At 70.1% G+C, this 16,457-nt stretch carries 17 protein-coding genes and 1 pseudogene; 9 read left to right on the top strand and 9 right to left on the bottom strand.

Features of this window, described 5'->3' with window-relative positions; translation table 11 throughout:
• Positions 1-256: 256 nt before the first annotated feature.
• From ACSMXO_RS24500 to ACSMXO_RS24515, 4 genes are all read right to left on the bottom strand, one after another.
• A complete protein-coding gene (locus ACSMXO_RS24500) occupies positions 257-1,003 on the bottom strand; it encodes a GNAT family N-acetyltransferase (protein WP_455413931.1) in 747 nt (248 codons plus the stop codon).
• 84 nt (positions 1,004-1,087) lie between these two features.
• Positions 1,088-2,056, bottom strand: a complete 969-nt coding sequence (locus tag ACSMXO_RS24505; RefSeq protein WP_455413932.1) for an ABC transporter substrate-binding protein — start codon at positions 2,054-2,056, stop codon at positions 1,088-1,090.
• A gap of 37 nt (positions 2,057-2,093) precedes the next feature.
• The gene (locus ACSMXO_RS24510; protein WP_455413933.1) at positions 2,094-2,858 is read right to left on the bottom strand and encodes an amino acid ABC transporter ATP-binding protein; all 765 of its coding nucleotides are present in this window, start codon (positions 2,856-2,858) and stop codon (positions 2,094-2,096) included.
• Positions 2,855-3,868, bottom strand: a complete 1,014-nt coding sequence (locus ACSMXO_RS24515) for an amino acid ABC transporter permease (RefSeq protein WP_455413934.1) — start codon at positions 3,866-3,868, stop codon at positions 2,855-2,857. Before ACSMXO_RS24515 ends, ACSMXO_RS24510 begins: the two co-directional genes overlap by 4 nt.
• 397 nt (positions 3,869-4,265) lie before the next feature.
• Between ACSMXO_RS24515 and ACSMXO_RS24520 the strand changes: the two genes are divergently transcribed.
• Positions 4,266-4,421, top strand: a complete 156-nt coding sequence (locus tag ACSMXO_RS24520; RefSeq protein ID WP_455413935.1) for a hypothetical protein — start codon at positions 4,266-4,268, stop codon at positions 4,419-4,421.
• 8 nt (positions 4,422-4,429) lie between these two features.
• Positions 4,430-4,669: a hypothetical protein gene (locus ACSMXO_RS24525; RefSeq protein WP_455413936.1), complete on the top strand. Its 240-nt coding sequence runs from the start codon at positions 4,430-4,432 to the stop codon at positions 4,667-4,669.
• A 433-nt stretch (positions 4,670-5,102) separates the two neighbouring features.
• Here the strand turns inward: ACSMXO_RS24525 and ACSMXO_RS24530 are convergent, their stop codons facing one another.
• Positions 5,103-6,428 (bottom strand): diaminopimelate decarboxylase family protein, encoded by a 1,326-nt coding sequence (locus tag ACSMXO_RS24530; protein ID WP_455413937.1) that lies wholly within the window; start codon positions 6,426-6,428, stop codon positions 5,103-5,105.
• A complete protein-coding gene (locus tag ACSMXO_RS24535) occupies positions 6,425-6,769 on the bottom strand; it encodes an Lrp/AsnC ligand binding domain-containing protein (RefSeq protein ID WP_455419303.1) in 345 nt (114 codons plus the stop codon). Before ACSMXO_RS24535 ends, ACSMXO_RS24530 begins: the two co-directional genes overlap by 4 nt.
• A gap of 473 nt (positions 6,770-7,242) precedes the next feature.
• On the opposite strand from ACSMXO_RS24535, the gene ACSMXO_RS24540 reads away from it, so the two are divergent.
• Positions 7,243-8,304: an FAD-binding oxidoreductase gene (locus ACSMXO_RS24540; protein ID WP_455413938.1), complete on the top strand. Its 1,062-nt coding sequence runs from the start codon at positions 7,243-7,245 to the stop codon at positions 8,302-8,304.
• A 210-nt stretch (positions 8,305-8,514) separates the two neighbouring features.
• Here ACSMXO_RS24540 and ACSMXO_RS24545 read toward each other — a convergent pair whose 3' ends face one another.
• On the bottom strand, positions 8,515-8,652 hold the full coding sequence (locus ACSMXO_RS24545; protein ID WP_455413939.1) for a hypothetical protein: 138 nt from the start codon (positions 8,650-8,652) through the stop codon (positions 8,515-8,517).
• Entirely contained in the window at positions 8,610-8,855 is a 246-nt protein-coding gene (locus ACSMXO_RS24550; protein ID WP_455419304.1) for a hypothetical protein, read from the bottom strand. The genes ACSMXO_RS24545 and ACSMXO_RS24550 overlap by 43 nt, the downstream gene beginning before the upstream one ends.
• Before the next feature lie 179 nt (positions 8,856-9,034).
• On the opposite strand from ACSMXO_RS24550, the gene ACSMXO_RS24555 reads away from it, so the two are divergent.
• The 4 genes and pseudogenes from ACSMXO_RS24555 to ACSMXO_RS24570 all read left to right on the top strand — a co-directional run bounded on the left by ACSMXO_RS24555 (position 9,035) and on the right by ACSMXO_RS24570 (position 11,776).
• Positions 9,035-9,439 (top strand): winged helix-turn-helix transcriptional regulator, encoded by a 405-nt coding sequence (locus ACSMXO_RS24555; protein WP_455413940.1) that lies wholly within the window; start codon positions 9,035-9,037, stop codon positions 9,437-9,439.
• Between the two features lie 75 nt (positions 9,440-9,514).
• A pseudogene (locus ACSMXO_RS24560) lies at positions 9,515-10,354 on the top strand (sulfatase-like hydrolase/transferase); the annotation flags it as partial.
• A 453-nt stretch (positions 10,355-10,807) separates the two neighbouring features.
• Positions 10,808-11,431: a lactate utilization protein gene (locus ACSMXO_RS24565; RefSeq protein ID WP_455413941.1), complete on the top strand. Its 624-nt coding sequence runs from the start codon at positions 10,808-10,810 to the stop codon at positions 11,429-11,431.
• Positions 11,432-11,593: 162 nt separating this feature from the next.
• Positions 11,594-11,776, top strand: a complete 183-nt coding sequence (locus ACSMXO_RS24570; RefSeq protein WP_455413942.1) for a hypothetical protein — start codon at positions 11,594-11,596, stop codon at positions 11,774-11,776.
• 426 nt (positions 11,777-12,202) lie between these two features.
• On the opposite strand, the gene ACSMXO_RS24575 is transcribed toward ACSMXO_RS24570, so the two are convergent.
• Positions 12,203-13,267, bottom strand: coding sequence for an LLM class flavin-dependent oxidoreductase (locus ACSMXO_RS24575; RefSeq protein WP_455413943.1), 1,065 nt, complete (start codon positions 13,265-13,267; stop codon positions 12,203-12,205).
• A 642-nt stretch (positions 13,268-13,909) separates the two neighbouring features.
• On the opposite strand from ACSMXO_RS24575, the gene ACSMXO_RS24580 reads away from it, so the two are divergent.
• Positions 13,910-14,140 carry a hypothetical protein gene (locus tag ACSMXO_RS24580; RefSeq protein WP_455419454.1) on the top strand — a complete coding sequence of 77 codons (231 nt, stop codon included), beginning with the start codon at positions 13,910-13,912 and terminating at the stop codon, positions 14,138-14,140.
• 664 nt (positions 14,141-14,804) lie between these two features.
• Complete coding sequence (locus tag ACSMXO_RS24585) at positions 14,805-16,457, top strand: ABC transporter substrate-binding protein (protein ID WP_455413944.1); 1,653 nt, start codon at positions 14,805-14,807, stop codon at positions 16,455-16,457.

The following is a 16,457-nucleotide window of genomic DNA, read 5'->3' on the forward strand; positions in this document are numbered from 1 at the left end:
TGGCCACCGGACGCGGTGCCGCGACCGGTGGCCGGTCGCGGCACCGACCTGGGACGCCGTCGGGTGGCGGGGGCAGGGGCGGGCGCGGTCGGCTTCGCCTTGGCGGGCACGTCCACGATGGCGGTCACGCGTGCGCACCGGACGTGTCGTAACGGGCGCGCGACACACCGCGGTCGGTTGGCAGGCATCGGAGACTCTCCTCTCGGCCGTCGCACCTGATCCAACTCCGCCGCATTGCCTACTATTCCGATAGGCATTATTTGGGTGTCCGGGCCGCGGTGTCGGCGGGTACGCGCGCCCGGTCGGGCGTACGGACCGCGCTGAACCACGTGTGCCGGCGCAGCGTGAACCCGAGCGAGCGGTAGAGGCGGATCGCCCCGCTGTTGGCGGCCGACGCGTGCAGGAAGGGGATCTCGCCGCGCTCGCGGATGCCGGCGGCGACCGAACGGACCAGCCGGGACCCGAGACCGAGCCGACGGTACGCCGGATCGGTGCAGACCGCGCTGATCTCGGTCCAACCGGGGGGATGGAGGCGCTCGCCTGCCATCGCCACGAGCCGGCCGTTGATCCGGATGCCGAGGTACCTGCCCAACTCGATGGTGCGCGGCCGGAACGGCCCCGGCTCGGTACGCGCCACCAGGTCGAGCATCTCCGGCACGTCGGCCGAGTCGAGACGTACCGAGTCCGGGTCGGGAGCCGCCGCCAGGGTGGTGGCGACCATCTGGACGCCGGGGATCCGCTCCACGACCTCCCAGTCGGCCGGCGGGGTCGCGTCCACCCCGGCCAGTGGCACCACCGTGGCCGGACCGGCCAGCGCGGCCAGGTCGGCCCAGGCCCGCTCGTCGTGGTCGGCGGCCAGGGTGGCGAACGGCGCGACGTCCAGGTGGTAGCGGGCGGCCTGACCGCGCATCTCGGCCAGGTGGGCGTGCTGGCCGGTCAGCGCCGCCCAGACCGGGTTGTCCAGGATGTGCGTCGCGGTGTCATCGTGCAGGCTGCGGGTCACGGCGCCTCCCAAGGTGGTGTGCCGCCGGACGACGGCACCGGATGCCGGAATCGGAACGCGCGGCGGTGCCGGCGAGTGTCGACGTCACGAGCGGGGCAGCCCGGGCGGGTTGACCTGCGAGGTGGGGATGGCCTCGCTCTCCAGCCCCCACCGGGCCAGCACCTCGCGGTACTTTCCGTTCGTGATGACGGTGTTGAGCGCCTCGCCCAGCGCCTGGACCAGCTTGTTGTCCTTCTTGGTCATCGCGGCGATCTGGGCCGGCACCTCACCGCCACCCGGCACCAGGCCGACGATCTTGGTCTCCCCGCTGACCGCCGCGTGGTAGACCACCGCCGGGTTCGGCCCGAAGTAGGCGTCGATCCGCCCGGAGCGCAGGGCGAGTTGGTACTCCGTCGGACGCTGGTAGTAGACGATCTTCGCCGCCGCCAGTCCGGCGGCCTTGTTCTGGGCGTCCCAGCGCAGCAGGACCTGCTCCTGGTTGGTACCGGAACTGACCGAGACGGTGAGCCCGGCGATGTCGGCCGGCTTCTCGATCTTGTCGATCTTGCCGTCCTTCTTCACCTCCCAGCCGAGCGAGTCGACCCGGTACGACGCGAAGTCGTAGATGTCCTTCCGCTCCTCGGTCACGGTGATGTTGGAGAACCCCACCTCGTTCTGGCCTGAGCGGACCACCAGGAAGAGGTTCTCCCACGAGGTGGGTTGCAGGTCCAACTCCAGGCCGAGAACATCGGCGACCAACTGCGCGATGTCCGGCTCCACACCGATCAGCGTGCGGTCGTCGTCGGCCCGGAACGCCAGCGGTGGCGATCCTTCGCCGCTCACCCCGACGGCGAGCTTGCCGTCGGCGCGGATCGCCTCCGGCACCGTGGCCGCGATCGCCTCTACCTTCTCCGTCCGGACCCGCTTCTGGTCAGGGCTGGTGTTGATCACCTGTCCGCCGGCGCTCGCGGACGGGTCGACCGGCACGGCCCGCTCGTCGTCCGGGGTGCCACAGCCGGTCACCGCCAGTACGCCGGCCAGGGACACCAGGACGGCGTGCCGCCATCGGGGCATGGAGGACCTCCTTGGCTCGAAGGGCTTTCGGGGTTGCTCAGAGGACCTTCGCGAGGAAGGCGCGGGTGCGTTCATGCCTCGGGTCGTCGAGGACCTGAGGGGGTGAGCCCTGCTCGACGATGCGACCGTCGTCCATGAAGACCACCGTGTCGGCGACCTCGCGGGCGAAGCCGATCTCGTGCGTGACGACGATCATGGTGGTGCCGCCCCGGGCCAGGTTCCGCATCACGTCCAGGACCTCGCCGACCAGTTCAGGGTCCAGCGCGGAGGTGGGCTCGTCGAAGAGCACCACCTTCGGCTCCAGCGCGAGTGCCCGGGCGATGGCGACCCGCTGCTGCTGACCACCCGAGAGCTGGCGCGGATAGCTCCGCGCCTTGTCGGACAGACCGACCCGGTCCAGCAGCCGGGTGGCCAGCTCGACCACCTCGCGCCGACCCCGACCCTGCGCGGAGACCGGCGCCTCCACGACGTTCTCCAGCACGGTCAGGTGCGGGAAGAGGTTGAAGTTCTGGAACACGAAACCGATGTCGGTACGCTGCCGCAGCACCTCCCGCTCCTTCAGTTCGCGCAGCCGCCCGCCGGCCTGGCGGTATCCCACCAGTTCGCCGTCGATGCGCACGTACCCCCGGTTCACCTTCTCCAGGTGGTTGATGCTGCGCAGCAGCGTCGACTTGCCGGAGCCGGACGGGCCGAGGATCACGACCACCTCACCGGCCCGGACCAGCAGGTCGACGCCGCGCAGCACCTCCAGCGGGCCGAAGCTCTTGTGGATGCCGCGCAGCTCCACCATGGGCCGGCTCATCGATCTGCTCCCCCGTCGAGTTCGGCCGCGAGCCGGTCCCGGTCGGCCCGACGCTGGCGGCGGGCCGCCGCGAGGTCGTCGGCGAACCTACGGACCCGCTGCCACGGCGTCGGCGCCAGCGTGCGTACTGCGCCGCGCGCGTAGTGCCGCTCGACGTAGTACTGGACGATCGACAGCACGGTGGTCAGAGCCAGATACCAGATCGCCGCCACCAGCAGCAGGGCGATCACCCGGCCGTTGCGCGAATAGATCACCTGGACCTGGTAGAACAGCTCCGGAATGGCCATGATGTAGACCACGGACGTGCCCTTGACCAGGCCGATGATCTCGTTGCCGGCGGTCGGGATGATGGTCCGCATCGCCTGCGGCAGCAAGATCCGCCGGATCTGGCGCCGCCTCGGGATGCCGAGCGCCGTCGCCGCCTCCAGCTGCCCCTGGTCCACCGAGAGGAACCCGGACCGGACGATCTCCGCGCAGTACGCCGCCTGGTGCAGCGCCAGGCCAAGGGTCGCCGCGGTCAGCGGCCCGACCAGATCCTGGGTGCCGATGTCGAAGAAGGACGGTCCGAACGGGACACCGACGGAGATCCGGTCGTAGAGCAGGGCCAGGTTGAACCAGAACAGCAGTTGCAGGATCAACGGCACCGAGCGGAACAGCCACACATAGCCCCAGGAGATGGCCTGTAGCAGCGGGCTGCCGGACAGCCGCATGAGCGCGAGCACCGTGCCCAGGGCAAATCCGAGCAGGATGCCGAGGGCGGTCAGTTGCAGGGTGACGCCGACCGCTCGGAGCACCGTCTCGTAGAACAGGTACTGGCTGACGACGTGCCACTCCCAGGCCGGGTTGGTGACCAGTGCGTGCAGTGCCATCGCCAGCAGCACCGCCACCACCGCGCTCGCCACCCACCGCCACGGATGGCGGGCCGACACCACCTTTAGCGACCGCAGGTCGTCCGGGTCGTGCGGCGGGGTCCGCACGCCACTGACCGATGCCTCAGAGATCGCTGTCATCCCGGCTCCTCATATAGCCTAGTATCCCGATAGGAATAGGAGGAGACAAGATCTCTCGACGCTCTTGCCGTCAGGCGGTTGTCGTCGCGGTGGCCCCGGAGACCCAGCCCGGCGGCCCGGGACGACGACCGAACAGCGGCGCGGGTGGCCCCGGGAACGATCAGCTCGGACGCAACCGAAACCCGGCGACTCGGCGCGGAACGGGCGCCTCTACCGGGACGGACAGGTTTCCGACATCGGTCGACCGTGGCCGACCGGCGCCACCACGACCGGTCATCCGTCGCCCGTCATGGATGTCCGGGTGTCGGGGGCACCCCGCCGCCGGCAGTAGCCGAGAGCGAGGACCGTCATGCGCAATCGTCCGTCCCGAGTGGCCCGTTGGCTCCGTATCCTGCTCGTGTCCACCCTCGCCGCCGTCCTGACCGCCGCCTCCGGCACGGTCGGGTACGCGGCGGCGGAGCCGGCACCCGCCTGTGGCGTGCGGTACCAGGTCACCGGAGCGTTCCCAATCCTGCCCGACCATCGCCTCGTCGGCGCGGCGGAACCGCACTGACGAGGCAGATGACCACAGGGGGCGCTACCTCTGCTCGGGTTCATGCGAGCCTGCCCGCCGATGCCGATGGCCGGGCCGGGTCGTTCGGCCACCCAGGCCCCGGCGGATCGATCGGATTCACCGACCCCGACGCTGGTGTCGGCTTCGGCTACGTCACGAACCTCTGGAACTTCCGGCCCGACGACCCACGGGCGTCGAACCTGGCCAAGGCCGTCCGAACCTGCCTCGATGACGGGAAACTCGCGTGACGGAACCCCAGGCGGCGGTGCAGGAATGGTAGGCCGCAGCGGCATCCCGGCCCCGGGGTGGGCGCCGTCGAGGACGGACCGATCGAGGCCGAGACCGCCGGCAGCGCAAACCTGAACAGCGTGTCCGGCGTCACGATGACGCCGGACACACCGTTCCTGACCGGCCCGATCACCAGGGTCTGGGTCACGAAGCTGCTCATACTCTTGGTCGAGACGGATCTGGCGGATCTCGACGACGACACCGTCGAGGTCCGGGCCAGCAGTTCTGGACGACGGCATGATCCGCCGCGCCTGATCGATCCCGACCCGCGGCGACACCCTCCACACGACGAGAGACCAGGTAACGGGCCCTTCGCCGAGGCGTCGCCGGATCCGTCGGGTCGGTGGTTGGGCGCCCGCGTCGGCGCGACGGTGCGGCCATGTGGGTTTCGGCTCAGTCGAGGGTGTCGAGGTCGCGGGCGAGCACGTCTTCGGTGGTTTCGCGGCGTATCAGGGTGGTGCTGAGCGCGTCGCGGACGCTGATGAGGGCGGGCCGGCCGACGAGGTGGTAGTTGGACGCGCGCGTGTGGTGGTAGGCGCCCGTCCCGGCGACCGCAAGCAGGTCGCCGGGGTGCAGGTCGGACGGTAGGTTCTGGCTGGGGACGATGACGTCGTCGATGTCGTTGTGGCGGCCGACGATGGTGGTCGGGGCTGGTGCGGCGTTGCTGACCCGTCCGATCATGACAGCGGTGTGCCGACCGCCGCAGAGGGAGTCGTGCGGGCAGTCGGTCATGCCGCCATCGACAGCGACGAGATTGTGCCCGTTCGAGTCGTGGTTGACCGCTAGCACGCGGTAGATGGTGACTCCGGCGCGGGCCACGATCGCCCGCCCGGGGGAGACCGTGAGCCGTGGCGCCGGGATGTTCGACTGTTGTGCTGCCAGGTTCAGCACGCCGCGGATGCGGTGGGCGAAGGCGTTCAGGGCGAGGGTGGGATCGCCGGTGTTGTAGGCGACGGCGTGGCCGCCGCCGAGGTTGAGCGCGGTCAGCTCGATGCCGTGGCGGGCGCGTACGGCGGCGAGGAATTCGACGACGCGGCGTACCTCGCGTTCGTAGATGCTGAACCGGCTGACCTGGTGGCCGACCGAGCAGTCCAGCCCAACCAGCGTGAGACCTGGCTGGGCGGCGATGCGAGCCACCGCGGACATCGCCGCGTCGGAGGTGATACGAAGGCCGAACCGGCTGTCCGGGCTGTCGCCCGCAGGTTCGGCCAGTACCCGCAGGAGGATCCGCTGGCCGGCTGGCGCGGTCGCCGCGAGCCGGCTGATCTCGCTGGATGACTCCACCACGATGGCGCTGGCCCGGGCTCGGTAAGCGGCCTCCAGATCGTGGGGGGCCTTCGCGTTGCCATACATGACGATGCGGTCCGGAGGGAACGCGGCGGCCTGCGCCACCTGCAGTTCGCCTGCGGAGCCGACGTAGAGGCCCAGGCCCTCCTCGTCCAGCCAACGGGTGACTCGCCGGCTGATCAGGGCTTTGGCGGTGTAGAAGACGTTGCCATCGCCGAACGCGGTCAGGTAGTCGCGGCAGCGCAGACGCAGGTCGGTCTCGTCGACCGCGTAGGTCGGGGTGCCGTGGTGGGCCGCGAGGGCGGCCATGCCCACACCGCCGATGTACATGTCGCCGTGCTCACCCCATCGGGCGGTTGTCGGCCACACATCGCCGGTCAGGGGTGTCCGCAGTGAGGTGCGGAGCGAGGGAATCAGGTCGGCCAGGCTCATCGTGTCGCTCCGGCAGTGAGGTGTGTTCCGCGGTCTTCCGCTGGTGGGCGGCATGGTGCGTCAGCGGGCTCAGCCAGGTCGATCTCGCCGATCACGAGGTGGGTGATCGAGCTGATCGCTCCCTCGGTTCGCATGGCTGTCACCAGCCGATCCAGGTCGATCAGAGCCGGGCAGCAGACGTGTACCACGAGATCGATGTCGCCGACGACGTGCCAGCCGGCGGTGACCCCGCTTTGGGTGCGAAGAAACCGCTCGAACCGATCGAGTGCGCATCCAGGCAGACGAACGAGTACCAGTGCCTGCAGGGGTGGCCCCTCCGAGTACGTGGTCATGTCGACCATCGTCACGCCGGATGCCGTGCCGGTCGACCACGCCATACGGACCCGCTACACCGCTGGTGGCTTCCTTGACGATTCCGCTACGGCGACCGCCGCTTAAAGTGACCGGCGAGCCTCAACCAGCGGCGCGTGCGGCGGTCTGACCGCCGCGATGACGTCGGCGGCCCGCCAGTACCAGGCGTACCTCCTGTTCCTGGCGGGAGCGGCCGGGAAGGAGGTGTGGGTGAAGTCCTCGGAAATCTGCCAGATCCGCTCGGCCTCGTGCTCACTTCGCAGCCGGGAGTAGACGGGCTGTTCTGCGGGCGCGCCGGACAGGTGCCCGAGACCGCTGGGACCGTAGAACCGGCCGCCGCGTGCGTCTGGGAGGTGGCGGTGTACAGGGCCGGCAGTGCCGCGCTCTCGACTGTGCCGAGCAGGATGCCGCGACGTGACAGCGGGCGGATCAAGCGCACGCCGCCGGTGTCCTTTGCCCCGCGATGCACCGGGTCGAGCTGCTCGACCAGCGGACTCGCCGGGTCCGGGTCGAGGCGGGAGCCCGCTGGGCCCAGGTGGCCGAGACGCTCAGCCGGTACGGGCTGGCGATCAGCTCCGGCGGCCACGGCAACGTCGGCGTCGGCTGGCTGGCCACGGCCGGCGGCGTCGGCTGGCTGGTCCGCCGGTACGGCCTCACCATCGACCACGTCCAGGCGGTCGACGTGGTGCTCGCCGACGGCACACTCGTGCACGCCGACGCCGCACACGAGCCCGACCTGTTCTGGGCGGTCCGCGGCGCCGGCGCCGGAGTCGGCATCGTGGTGGCGTTCGAGATCGAGGCGCTGGAGCTGAGCAGCGTCGGGTACGCCCAGATCGTGGTGGAAACCGACCGGCAGGGCCGCACCCTGACCCGGTGGGCCGAGCTGATGGCCGAGGCGCCCCGAGACCTGTCCAGCGCGGTGATGCTGGTGCCGTACGGGAACGGTCTGGCCATGTCGATCACCGCCGTCGTGGCGGCGGAGAGCGCGCGCCGGGTCCGGCCCGCCGTCGCACCGCTGCTGACGATCGGGGTGAAGCTGCTGGACCAGCGGGCCCAGCTGGTGCCTTACCCGGCCCTGGTGTCCACCGCCCACCTGCATCCCAACATCGGGCAGCAGCCCCGCATCACCACCAACGGTCTGCTGACCATGACCGACGACAACGCGCGGGCGATCATGGGGGTGGCCACCGACCGGCGGCAGCCCCTGATCCAGATGCGGTCGACGGGCGGAGCGGTCAACGACATCGCGCCGGAAGCGACCGCCTACCCCCACCGGCACCAGAACACGCTCGTGATCGCCAGCATGTTCCCGCCCCGGGACGCCGCCGCCCTGGACGCGGCCTGGCGCCCGCTCGCCGAACGGGTCGACGGCGCCTACCTCAACTTCGAGAGCCGGCCGAGCCGGCGCACCTTCGACCGCATCTATCCCGGCGACACCGGGGAGCAGGTGAAACGGCTGTGGCGCCGGTACGACCCGGACGGCGTGTTCCAGCCCCAACTGAACGGGATGGGGCAGCAGACGTGATCGTCGACCGGCGGGGCCGATCGGGGTAACCGAGACAGCCCCGCCGCGGCGAGTGACGAGGCGCCGGTGCCCGAGGCCCGGCCGGGAGCCGACCAAACCCTCCTGTGCCAGAAAGGACCGACAGTGAGTCTTCCGGTACCGATCCCGACAGCAGCGACCCGCGGTGGACCAATCGCGGCGGCATCCTCGTACGTAACGGCGAGGGAATCGTCAAATGGGTCGCTGGTGCGAGCCGCCCCACTCCTCGGGGTTATCCCAGGCCACGATCGCCTTGTAGGTGCCCCCCGAGTACCCGAACTTCGCCCCTAGCTGGTCGGCGTAGGCCGTGGCCTGCCCGATACCCCGCACCTGCTGCACGACAAGCTGCGCCTGCACCGACCGAAGTCCCCCTGCGCCAACTGCCAGAGCTGGTCGGCGTACTGGACCGCCACCGGGCGATCCAAGCCGTACTCGTGCCGCAGCGCGTCCAGCTGCGCCGACGTGACGTCCCGGCCGATCTCCGCCCCGGCCATAACCGCGACGGGGTCGCCGGGCAACGCGTACAGGATCAGGAACGAAACGGTGCATGCCGCCTACAGCACGAAGATCGCCTGCGCCAACCGCCGGGCGAGATAGCGCAGCACCGATCGGCCTCCACGATATTTTCCACTAACCCTATCGGAAGGCTAGGGTATGCTTCGGCGGTGCGGAAGACGGCACCCTTTCCTGCCTCAGTGAGGTGGAGGTAACCATGGCCGCGTACACCTCAGCCGAGGACCCATGGCGCGAGCGGACGCCCGCGGTCCTCGCCGCCCGCGACGACACGACGTGCCGGGTCAGGGAGGTCCTGGACCGGGTCGGCGAGAAGTGGGCGGTGACCATCATCGCGGAGCTCGGCAAGGAGCCGCAGCGCTTCACCGAGCTGCGGCGTGCCATCCCGGGCGTCAGCCAACGCATGCTCACCACGACACTGCGCGGCCTCGAACGCGACGGGCTCGTGTCCCGCACCGTGCACCCGGTGGTGCCGCCCCGCGTCGACTACGAGCTGACGCCGCTGGGCGAGACCCTGCTCGACACCGTGTCGGCGCTGCTGGCGTGGGCCCTCCGGCACATCGACGAGGTCGACAAGGCTCGTGCCGAGTACGACGCCCGATGACGTCACGGACCCGGCTCGAGGACGCCCGGACCGGGCCGGGTCAGGGTCGACGAACGCGTCGTACACAGCAGCGAACGGTGGATCGACGTGGCCCGCGCCTTCCTCGCCGACGTACGCCCGGCCGAGCAGCCCTTCTTCCTCTACGTGGCGCTGCACGCGCCGCACGACCCGCCGCAGGCGCCGCGCGCCTGGCTGGACCGGTATCCGCCGAGCGCCGTACGGCTGCCACCCAACCTGCTGGCGGAGCATCCGTTCGACCAGGGCGACCGCCCGATCCGCGACGAACTGCTCGCGCCGTTCCCGCGTACGCCGGAAGCGGTGCGGTTGCACCGGCGGGAGTACCTGGCCATCGTCAGCCACGCCGACGAGCAGATCGGCCGGTTGCTCGACGACCTCGACCGGCGCGGGCTGACCGACGACACGATCGTGGTCTTCTCCGGCGACCCCGGTCTGGCGCTGGGCGAGCACTGCCTGATGGGCAAACAGTCGATGTACGACCACAGCACCCGAGTGCCCCCGATCATCGCCGGCCCCGGGATCCCGGCCGGACGACGGATCAACCGCCTCACCTACCAGGCCAGCATCTACCCCACGCTGTGCGACGTGCTCGCCATCCCGCTGCCAGACACCGTGCAGTTCCCCAGCCTGGCCGGCTGGTTGTCGGACACCAGGGACAAGGCCACGGCGGCCGCCGGGGACCGGGCTGCGGCCGACGACACCGGGGCGTCTCTGCGGCGCGTACCGCCACCTCCAGCGGTTGATCCGCACGTCTTGTGGCCAACCCATGGCAGCGCATCGACCTCGCCGGGGCGCCCGAGCACGCCGACACGGTGGCCCGGTTGCTGGCCGCCTGCGCCGAATGCAGGATCAGTTCGGCGGCACCGACGGCGCGTGGACGGCCGAGATCGACGGTAGTTGGCGGCCCTCAGCATGAGTCCGGAACTGTTCCCCAGGTAGGTCCGTTACACCTGGCGCGGGGTCCAGCCCGGCCTGGGGCGACGATCTTCCACACGGCGCTGGCGGCTACCCGGTAGCCCAACCGACGAGTTCGCCTGAATGCGACGGTCAGCTCGTGGCCGCCTGGCCCGTCAAGCGACTCCCGGGAACGGCGTTCTTCAGCTCGCTGAAGTGCCGGGAACGTCGGCCAACTCGCCGATCACGGTCAACGCCCACTTGTCGCCGATCCGGTCCAGGATCTCCGGATCCGGCAGGTGGCGGAGTCCCGGGCGGAGAGCCCATCCGACGCCCTGTTCGCGGCCATGGTGACCTTCAGGTAACTGAGGCAGAAGAAAGTGCCGTCTTCCGCGCCCCTTCACGGTTACCCAGAATGGGCTCGGTTACCAGATACTACCGATAGGAATAACAGAGATGACCACTGTGACCCCTGACGAGTCGTTCGCCACCCCGGCCGGCGCGGCGCAGCTGGACCGCACGGCGAAGGCCCTACGGGCCAACGGATACACCGTCCACCTTGTGGACACTACCGAGGAGGCCCGCAAGCTGGTGGTCGATCTGGTGCCGCGGGACCAGAGCGTGTTCACCGCCACCAGCGAGACGCTGCGGCTGTCCGGGATCGCCGCTGACCTGGACGAGTCCGGCAACTTCCAATCGGTACGCGCGAACGCCAGCGACCTGTCCGCCGATGTGTACGACCAGATCCGCCTCGGTGCCGTGCCGGACATCGTGGTCGGCAGCGTGCACGCGGTCACCGAGGAGGGCCAGCTAGTCGTCGGTTCGGCCAGCGGCAGCCAGTTCGCGCCGTACGCATCCGGTGCCCGCAAGGCGGTCTGGGTGGTCGGCGCGCAGAAAGTTGTGCCGGACCTGGAGACCGGGCTGCGCCGGCTCCGCAGCTACAGCCTGCCCAAGGAGCACGAACGGATCCAGCGCTTGTACGGGCAGTCGTCGTTCCTCGGCCGGATCCTGATCCTGGAGCGGGAAGCATTTCCGGACCGGGGGACCGTGATCCTGGTCCGCGAGCCCATCGGTTTCTAGTGGAGTTTCTGGCCAGTACGCTGCTGGCGACCGCAGGGCAACGAGCGCGACCCGCTCCGTGCTGGTCGACCTCGCGGTCTGGGCGGGGCGGGTCGGCTCTGACGGTTTCGGGGTGGCGGAACGCCACAATCCCGCGTTCCTCTCCTCCTCCCCTGCCAGAAGGTGGCCGCCATTGGCGTCGCCGGCTGGGTCCGCACCGCCCCTGGCGCCGACGCCCGTAGCAATAAGGTGGCCCTCACCTGGAAGGCGTGCCGCATCGTCGGCCGACATGCCGCCGAATGGCGTGCCACCGGGGCCGCCACCGAGGAGCTGGCACTGTGCCGCCAGCGCGGCGACGAGCGGTAGCAGGCAGCAGAGGGACCGGACAGGCAGATGCCACGGCTTGAGCGCGCCCACCCCGGCGCGAGCCTAGGGGGTGTCTCGTGGATCTACTGGCGGGCTGCGGCGGGCCCGGACGGCGCCCGGCGGCGTTGTCGGCTCGCCCGGATACAACACCTAGCCGGCAACCGCAACACCTCTCGCGGCCTTCGCAGCCCGGCCGGTCGGGCCGGTCGGGCCGCGAAGGCCCCGGCGAGGGGCGAGAGCGTCACCACACCCGCTGACCGCCGTTCGCGAAGCCCCGAGACCGGCGGTCAGCGGGATAGGCCCAACCCGGGAGCGGCCTGGATCAGCGTGCCGTACCCGGAGGTCTGGGCGAGCGCGGACGGCGGCCAGTCGTCGCCGGCGGATTGTGTCCAGCGGTGCGGTGATGGAAGGAACAGGCGCCAGCGCTCATTTGGGCAGCAGCGGTAGGAGTTGGCCGCCCTGGCGCTTGATCTCTGGCAGGTACGGGGTGTCGGAGAGGACGAAGTGGGTGATGCCGAGGGCCTGGTACTTGCGCAGCGAACTTGCCACGTCTTCGGCCGAGCCGACCAGCCAGGTGGTGCCCGCGCCACCGCCGCCGAACTTGCCCGGCGTGGTGTAGAGGTTGTCGTCGAGCACCTCTCCCCGCGCGGCCAGGTCCAGCAGCCGCTGCTGACCGACGGCGGCCCGCCGGATCGGGTCGCGCAAGCTGATGCCCTTGCCCTTCGCCATCTCCGCGACCCTGGCCTCGGCGTCGGCCCAGGCCTGCTCCGTGGTGTCCCGCACCAGTGTGGTGACCCGCAGCCCGAACTCCAGTGGAGCGTGCTCGCGTCCCAGCTCCGCGCTGAGTTTCTTGAGCCGTTCGATCCGCTCACGGACACCGTCGAGTGGCTCACCCCAGAAAAGCTGTACGTCGGCCTCGGTGGCCGCCACCTTTTCGGCGGCTTCGGAGGCGCCGCCGAAATAGAGCCGGGGATGCCGGCGATCGCCCCGGACGACAGTTCGTGGTACCACGGTGGAGTCGGTGACGCCGAAGTGCTCGCCGTGGAAGGTGACGTTCTCCTCGGTCCACAGCTTGCGCACGATCTGGATGAACTCCCTGGTACGGGCGTAGCGGTGGGCCTGGTCGCCTTCGCTGTCGCCGTACGCTGCCAGGTTGTCCCTACCCGACACGATGTTGATCAGCACTCGCCCCCGCGTGAGGTGATCCAGGGTCGCGGCGGCGGACGCGAAGTTGGCCGGATGCCAGTAGCCGGGCCGGATCGCGATCAGCGGCCGGAACGTCATCGTCCGCGCCGCCAGCGCGGTGGCGACCGTGAAGGTGTCGGGCCGTCCCCAGCCGGTGCCGATGAGCGCGCCGCCCCACCCGTGCTCCTCGAGAGCCCTGGCGTGGCTGGTGAGAGTCTCCAGGCCGTTGTGGTTCTCGACGACGTCGTCGCCACGGTGACCGGGCTGGACCTGATTCGGGATGTACCAGAGGTACTCGAAGCTCATGAACGAACCCTCCTGTTCCCTTCGGTGATCGGCATGTGAAGTGCGTGAGTTGGGCCTCGCGGACGGTGGTCGACTGGCCCTGGGCCAGGACGAGAGCGCCGACACGTGCCCCGGCAAGGGGGCTCGTGCAGCCGCCGGTCGGCATCGCGACCGAGTCCGGCGCCGCCGTACTCGCCGGGGCGAGGTGGTTGAGTGCGCCCAGCTCGGCGAAACCTTCGACGGCCGCCGCAGGCACCTCGGTGTGGTCGGTCTCCAGCGCGGGGTGCCTCTTCGGCGTACTGCCCGAGCCTGGCGACGAAGGGATGCCCGTCCACGTTGGTCACGGCCTGGGCCGCGCTGGTTGCCCCCGTCCCGGTCACTGTCATCGCTTTCCCCGGCTCGAGTCCGCTCTCCCGGCCTGTCGTTCATCCGCAGCCATACCGGAGCCAGACCCGTAGCCTGGATCACAGGTTATACCTATCAAGTCGATAGGTATAGTGTGGATCCTGGTCAGGTCGCTCCTCTACTCCAGACAGGAGATCGACTTCGCGTTCTTCGTCAGCGCGCAGTGAACCTTTTTCAACCTCCCCTTGCGGTCCGTCGGAGGGCGAGGTCCGACGCGGTGTGTGAGCGCCGCGCAGTTCAGGTTGAAAAGGTTCAGTGATGCTGGCCCGCGTGCTGGTCGACCGTGCTGTCGAGGTGGACCATCTGACGGTGTTTCACACGTCCGCGCGACGGCGCCTGCGGGCGACCGGAGCCGCGCTGAACGGCGGTACGGCCGACGGGCTGACCATCGCACCCAACCTCTGGGCCGGCATCGGACTGGTCCGCGAGGCGCCGGTACCGCACTGGTCGGCAGCTACGCCGCGCGGATCGGCGCCGTCGGCTGACTGACAAGCGTCGCCGGCCGATCTCCGCCGCGCGCGACTCAGCGTCGCCGGCCGACTGCGGGCGAGGGTCCCGAACCGTCAGGGCAGAAACGCGCACCGTCCATGACAGTCGCCGCCTGCCGCTCGCAGCAGCGAACGAAAGCGGTCGGGCTGACCAACCGCGTCGACTCGGGATCCACCTCGGAAGCTTCCACGGCGAGCGTCATCGCGCCCTCCCCACTCCTTCCGGCGGTGCCGCGACGGAGTTGGTCGCGGCAGCGACAGCAAGGCGAGTAACCCTCAAATCCTATTGTTATAGTAGGTATTTGGTCAACGAAAATCCCCATCGACGTGCGAAGACCGACATCGACGGGCCCAGACATTGACATCCACGCACCTCACGGACTGAACTCGATCCATGTCCAGCGAGCTGCGGCTGACCATCCGCGGCCACATCGACTTCGGTCGGGTGTGGTCCAGTTCCTGTCTGAGCTGATCCGGCACTCCGGGTTGATCCCGAGCTCCACCGCCTCGTCACGGCGCGCCGTCCCGGCGTCCGCCGCCGGTGCGGCTCGCCGCCGAGCTATCCGCCGGTCCCCTCCACCACGCCGCCGCGCCAGCGCCGAGCGCCGCACGCCCGAGCACCGCACCGGTAGCTACCGCGTTCCCTGCTGGACAGGAGACCCGCCATGTCCACCGCCCGCTTCCAGCCGTCCCTACTCGCCGCCCTGGCCAGTTGCCTGGCCCTCACCCTCGCCGCCTGCTCCCCCGGGACAACCGGCGAGACCCCGGCTGGCGCCGCCGGCCCGCCCCGGTCCGGCGGCTCGCTGACCTGGGGCATCGAGACCGAGCCGATCACGTTCAACCCGCACCTGTACGCCCAGGCGAAGGCGCGGCTGCTGGTCTGGAACTCGTTCGAGTCGCTGCTCACCCACGACCGCACCGGGGCCCCCGTCCCGTGGTTGGCCACCGGGTACCAGGCGTCGCCGGACGGACTCGCGTACACCCTGAAGCTCCGCACCGACGTCACCTTCCACGACGGCGAGCGGTTCGACGCCGCCGCGGTGAAGGCCAACATCGACCAGCTCCGCCAGCCCGGCTACGCCCCGACTGTCGCCGCGGTCCAGTTGCGTAACCTGAAGACCGTCGAGGTGCTCGCCCCGGACACCGTACGGTTCGTCCTCACCGCACCCGACGTACTGATCCTGGACTTCCTCGCCTCCCCGCAGGGCGCACAGATCTCGCCGCAGTCGCTGCGCACGGCGCGGAACATCAAGGCCGGCGGGACCGACGTGGTGGGCACCGGGCCGTTCATCCTGGACCGGTACGTGCCCGGTCAGGAGGTGCGGTACCGGAAGAACCCGGCCTACAACTGGGCGCCGCCGACGGCCGGCCACGCCGGACCGGCGTACCTGGAGCAGATCACCTACCGCTTCCTCAAGGAATCCTCGGTGCGGGTCGGCGCGCTCACCGCCAACCAGGTCCAGCTCATCGAGGGGGTACCCGCGACCGACCAGCAACTGATCACCGGCAACCCCAACCTACGGCTGATCCGGGAACTGAACTCCGGGTCGGCGTACTCCTACTACTTCAACGTCTCCCACCCGCCCTTCGACGACGAGCGGGTCCGGCGCGCCTTCCGGGACGCCGTGGACGTGGACACCGTGCTACAGGCCGTCTACCGGGACACCGCCACCCGGGCGTGGAGCGTGGTGAGTCCAGCCAGCCGGCTCTACGACAAACGGTTCGAGGGGACGTACGGCGGCAACGCGGCCCGGGCGAACGCCCTGCTGGACGCGGCCGGCTGGACCGGGCGGGACGCGGCGGGCTACCGCGTCAAGGACGGCCGGCGACTCACCGTACGGCTGCTACAGTCCGCGCCGTACGTCCGGGATCGCCGCGACATCCTCGCCCAGGCGGTGCAGGCGGCGGTCAAGCAGAGCGCCGGCATCGACCTCGCGATCTCCGTCGTCGACCAGGGCACCGCGACCGAGGCGCTCAACGGCAACCGGTACGAGGTGTTCGACAACTCGCGGGCGGACACTGACGCCGGCGCGGCGCTGAACCTGCTGCTGCACTCCGCCGGCGCCATCAACCGCACCCAGGTCAACGACCCGGAGCTCGACCGACTGTTGGCGGCCGGCCAGGCGACCGGCGACCCCGTGCAGCGGGCCAGGATCTACGCCGATCTCCAGCAACGGGTGGTGGCCGACCAGGCACTGCTGCTGCCGCTCTACGCCCCGGCCGACCAGATCGCTGCCAGCACCGCCGTCGGCGGCATCGGCTTCGAACCGACCGCGGGCGTCCCGGCAAGCGCGTACGACCTGTGGATCGGCCGTTGA

Source organism: Plantactinospora sp. DSM 117369 (assembly GCF_053764795.1).

Excerpts from the sequence above, each read along its gene's own strand:
- ACSMXO_RS24505 (WP_455413932.1), bottom strand. The coding sequence starts at position 2,056 with ATGCCCCGATGGCGGCACGCCGTCCTGGTGTCCCTGGCCGGCGTACTG.
- ACSMXO_RS24510 (WP_455413933.1), bottom strand. The coding sequence starts at position 2,858 with ATGAGCCGGCCCATGGTGGAGCTGCGCGGCATCCACAAGAGCTTCGGC.
- ACSMXO_RS24515 (WP_455413934.1), bottom strand. The coding sequence starts at position 3,868 with ATGACAGCGATCTCTGAGGCATCGGTCAGTGGCGTGCGGACCCCGCCG.
- ACSMXO_RS24525 (WP_455413936.1), top strand. The coding sequence starts at position 4,430 with ATGACCACAGGGGGCGCTACCTCTGCTCGGGTTCATGCGAGCCTGCCC.
- ACSMXO_RS24530 (WP_455413937.1), bottom strand. The coding sequence starts at position 6,428 with ATGAGCCTGGCCGACCTGATTCCCTCGCTCCGCACCTCACTGCGGACA.
- ACSMXO_RS24535 (WP_455419303.1), bottom strand. The coding sequence starts at position 6,769 with ATGGTCGACATGACCACGTACTCGGAGGGGCCACCCCTGCAGGCACTG.
- ACSMXO_RS24540 (WP_455413938.1), top strand. The coding sequence starts at position 7,243 with ATGCACCGGGTCGAGCTGCTCGACCAGCGGACTCGCCGGGTCCGGGTC.
- ACSMXO_RS24555 (WP_455413940.1), top strand. The coding sequence starts at position 9,035 with ATGGCCGCGTACACCTCAGCCGAGGACCCATGGCGCGAGCGGACGCCC.
- ACSMXO_RS24565 (WP_455413941.1), top strand. The coding sequence starts at position 10,808 with ATGACCACTGTGACCCCTGACGAGTCGTTCGCCACCCCGGCCGGCGCG.
- ACSMXO_RS24575 (WP_455413943.1), bottom strand. The coding sequence starts at position 13,267 with ATGAGCTTCGAGTACCTCTGGTACATCCCGAATCAGGTCCAGCCCGGT.
- ACSMXO_RS24580 (WP_455419454.1), top strand. The coding sequence starts at position 13,910 with ATGCTGGCCCGCGTGCTGGTCGACCGTGCTGTCGAGGTGGACCATCTG.
- ACSMXO_RS24585 (WP_455413944.1), top strand. The coding sequence starts at position 14,805 with ATGTCCACCGCCCGCTTCCAGCCGTCCCTACTCGCCGCCCTGGCCAGT.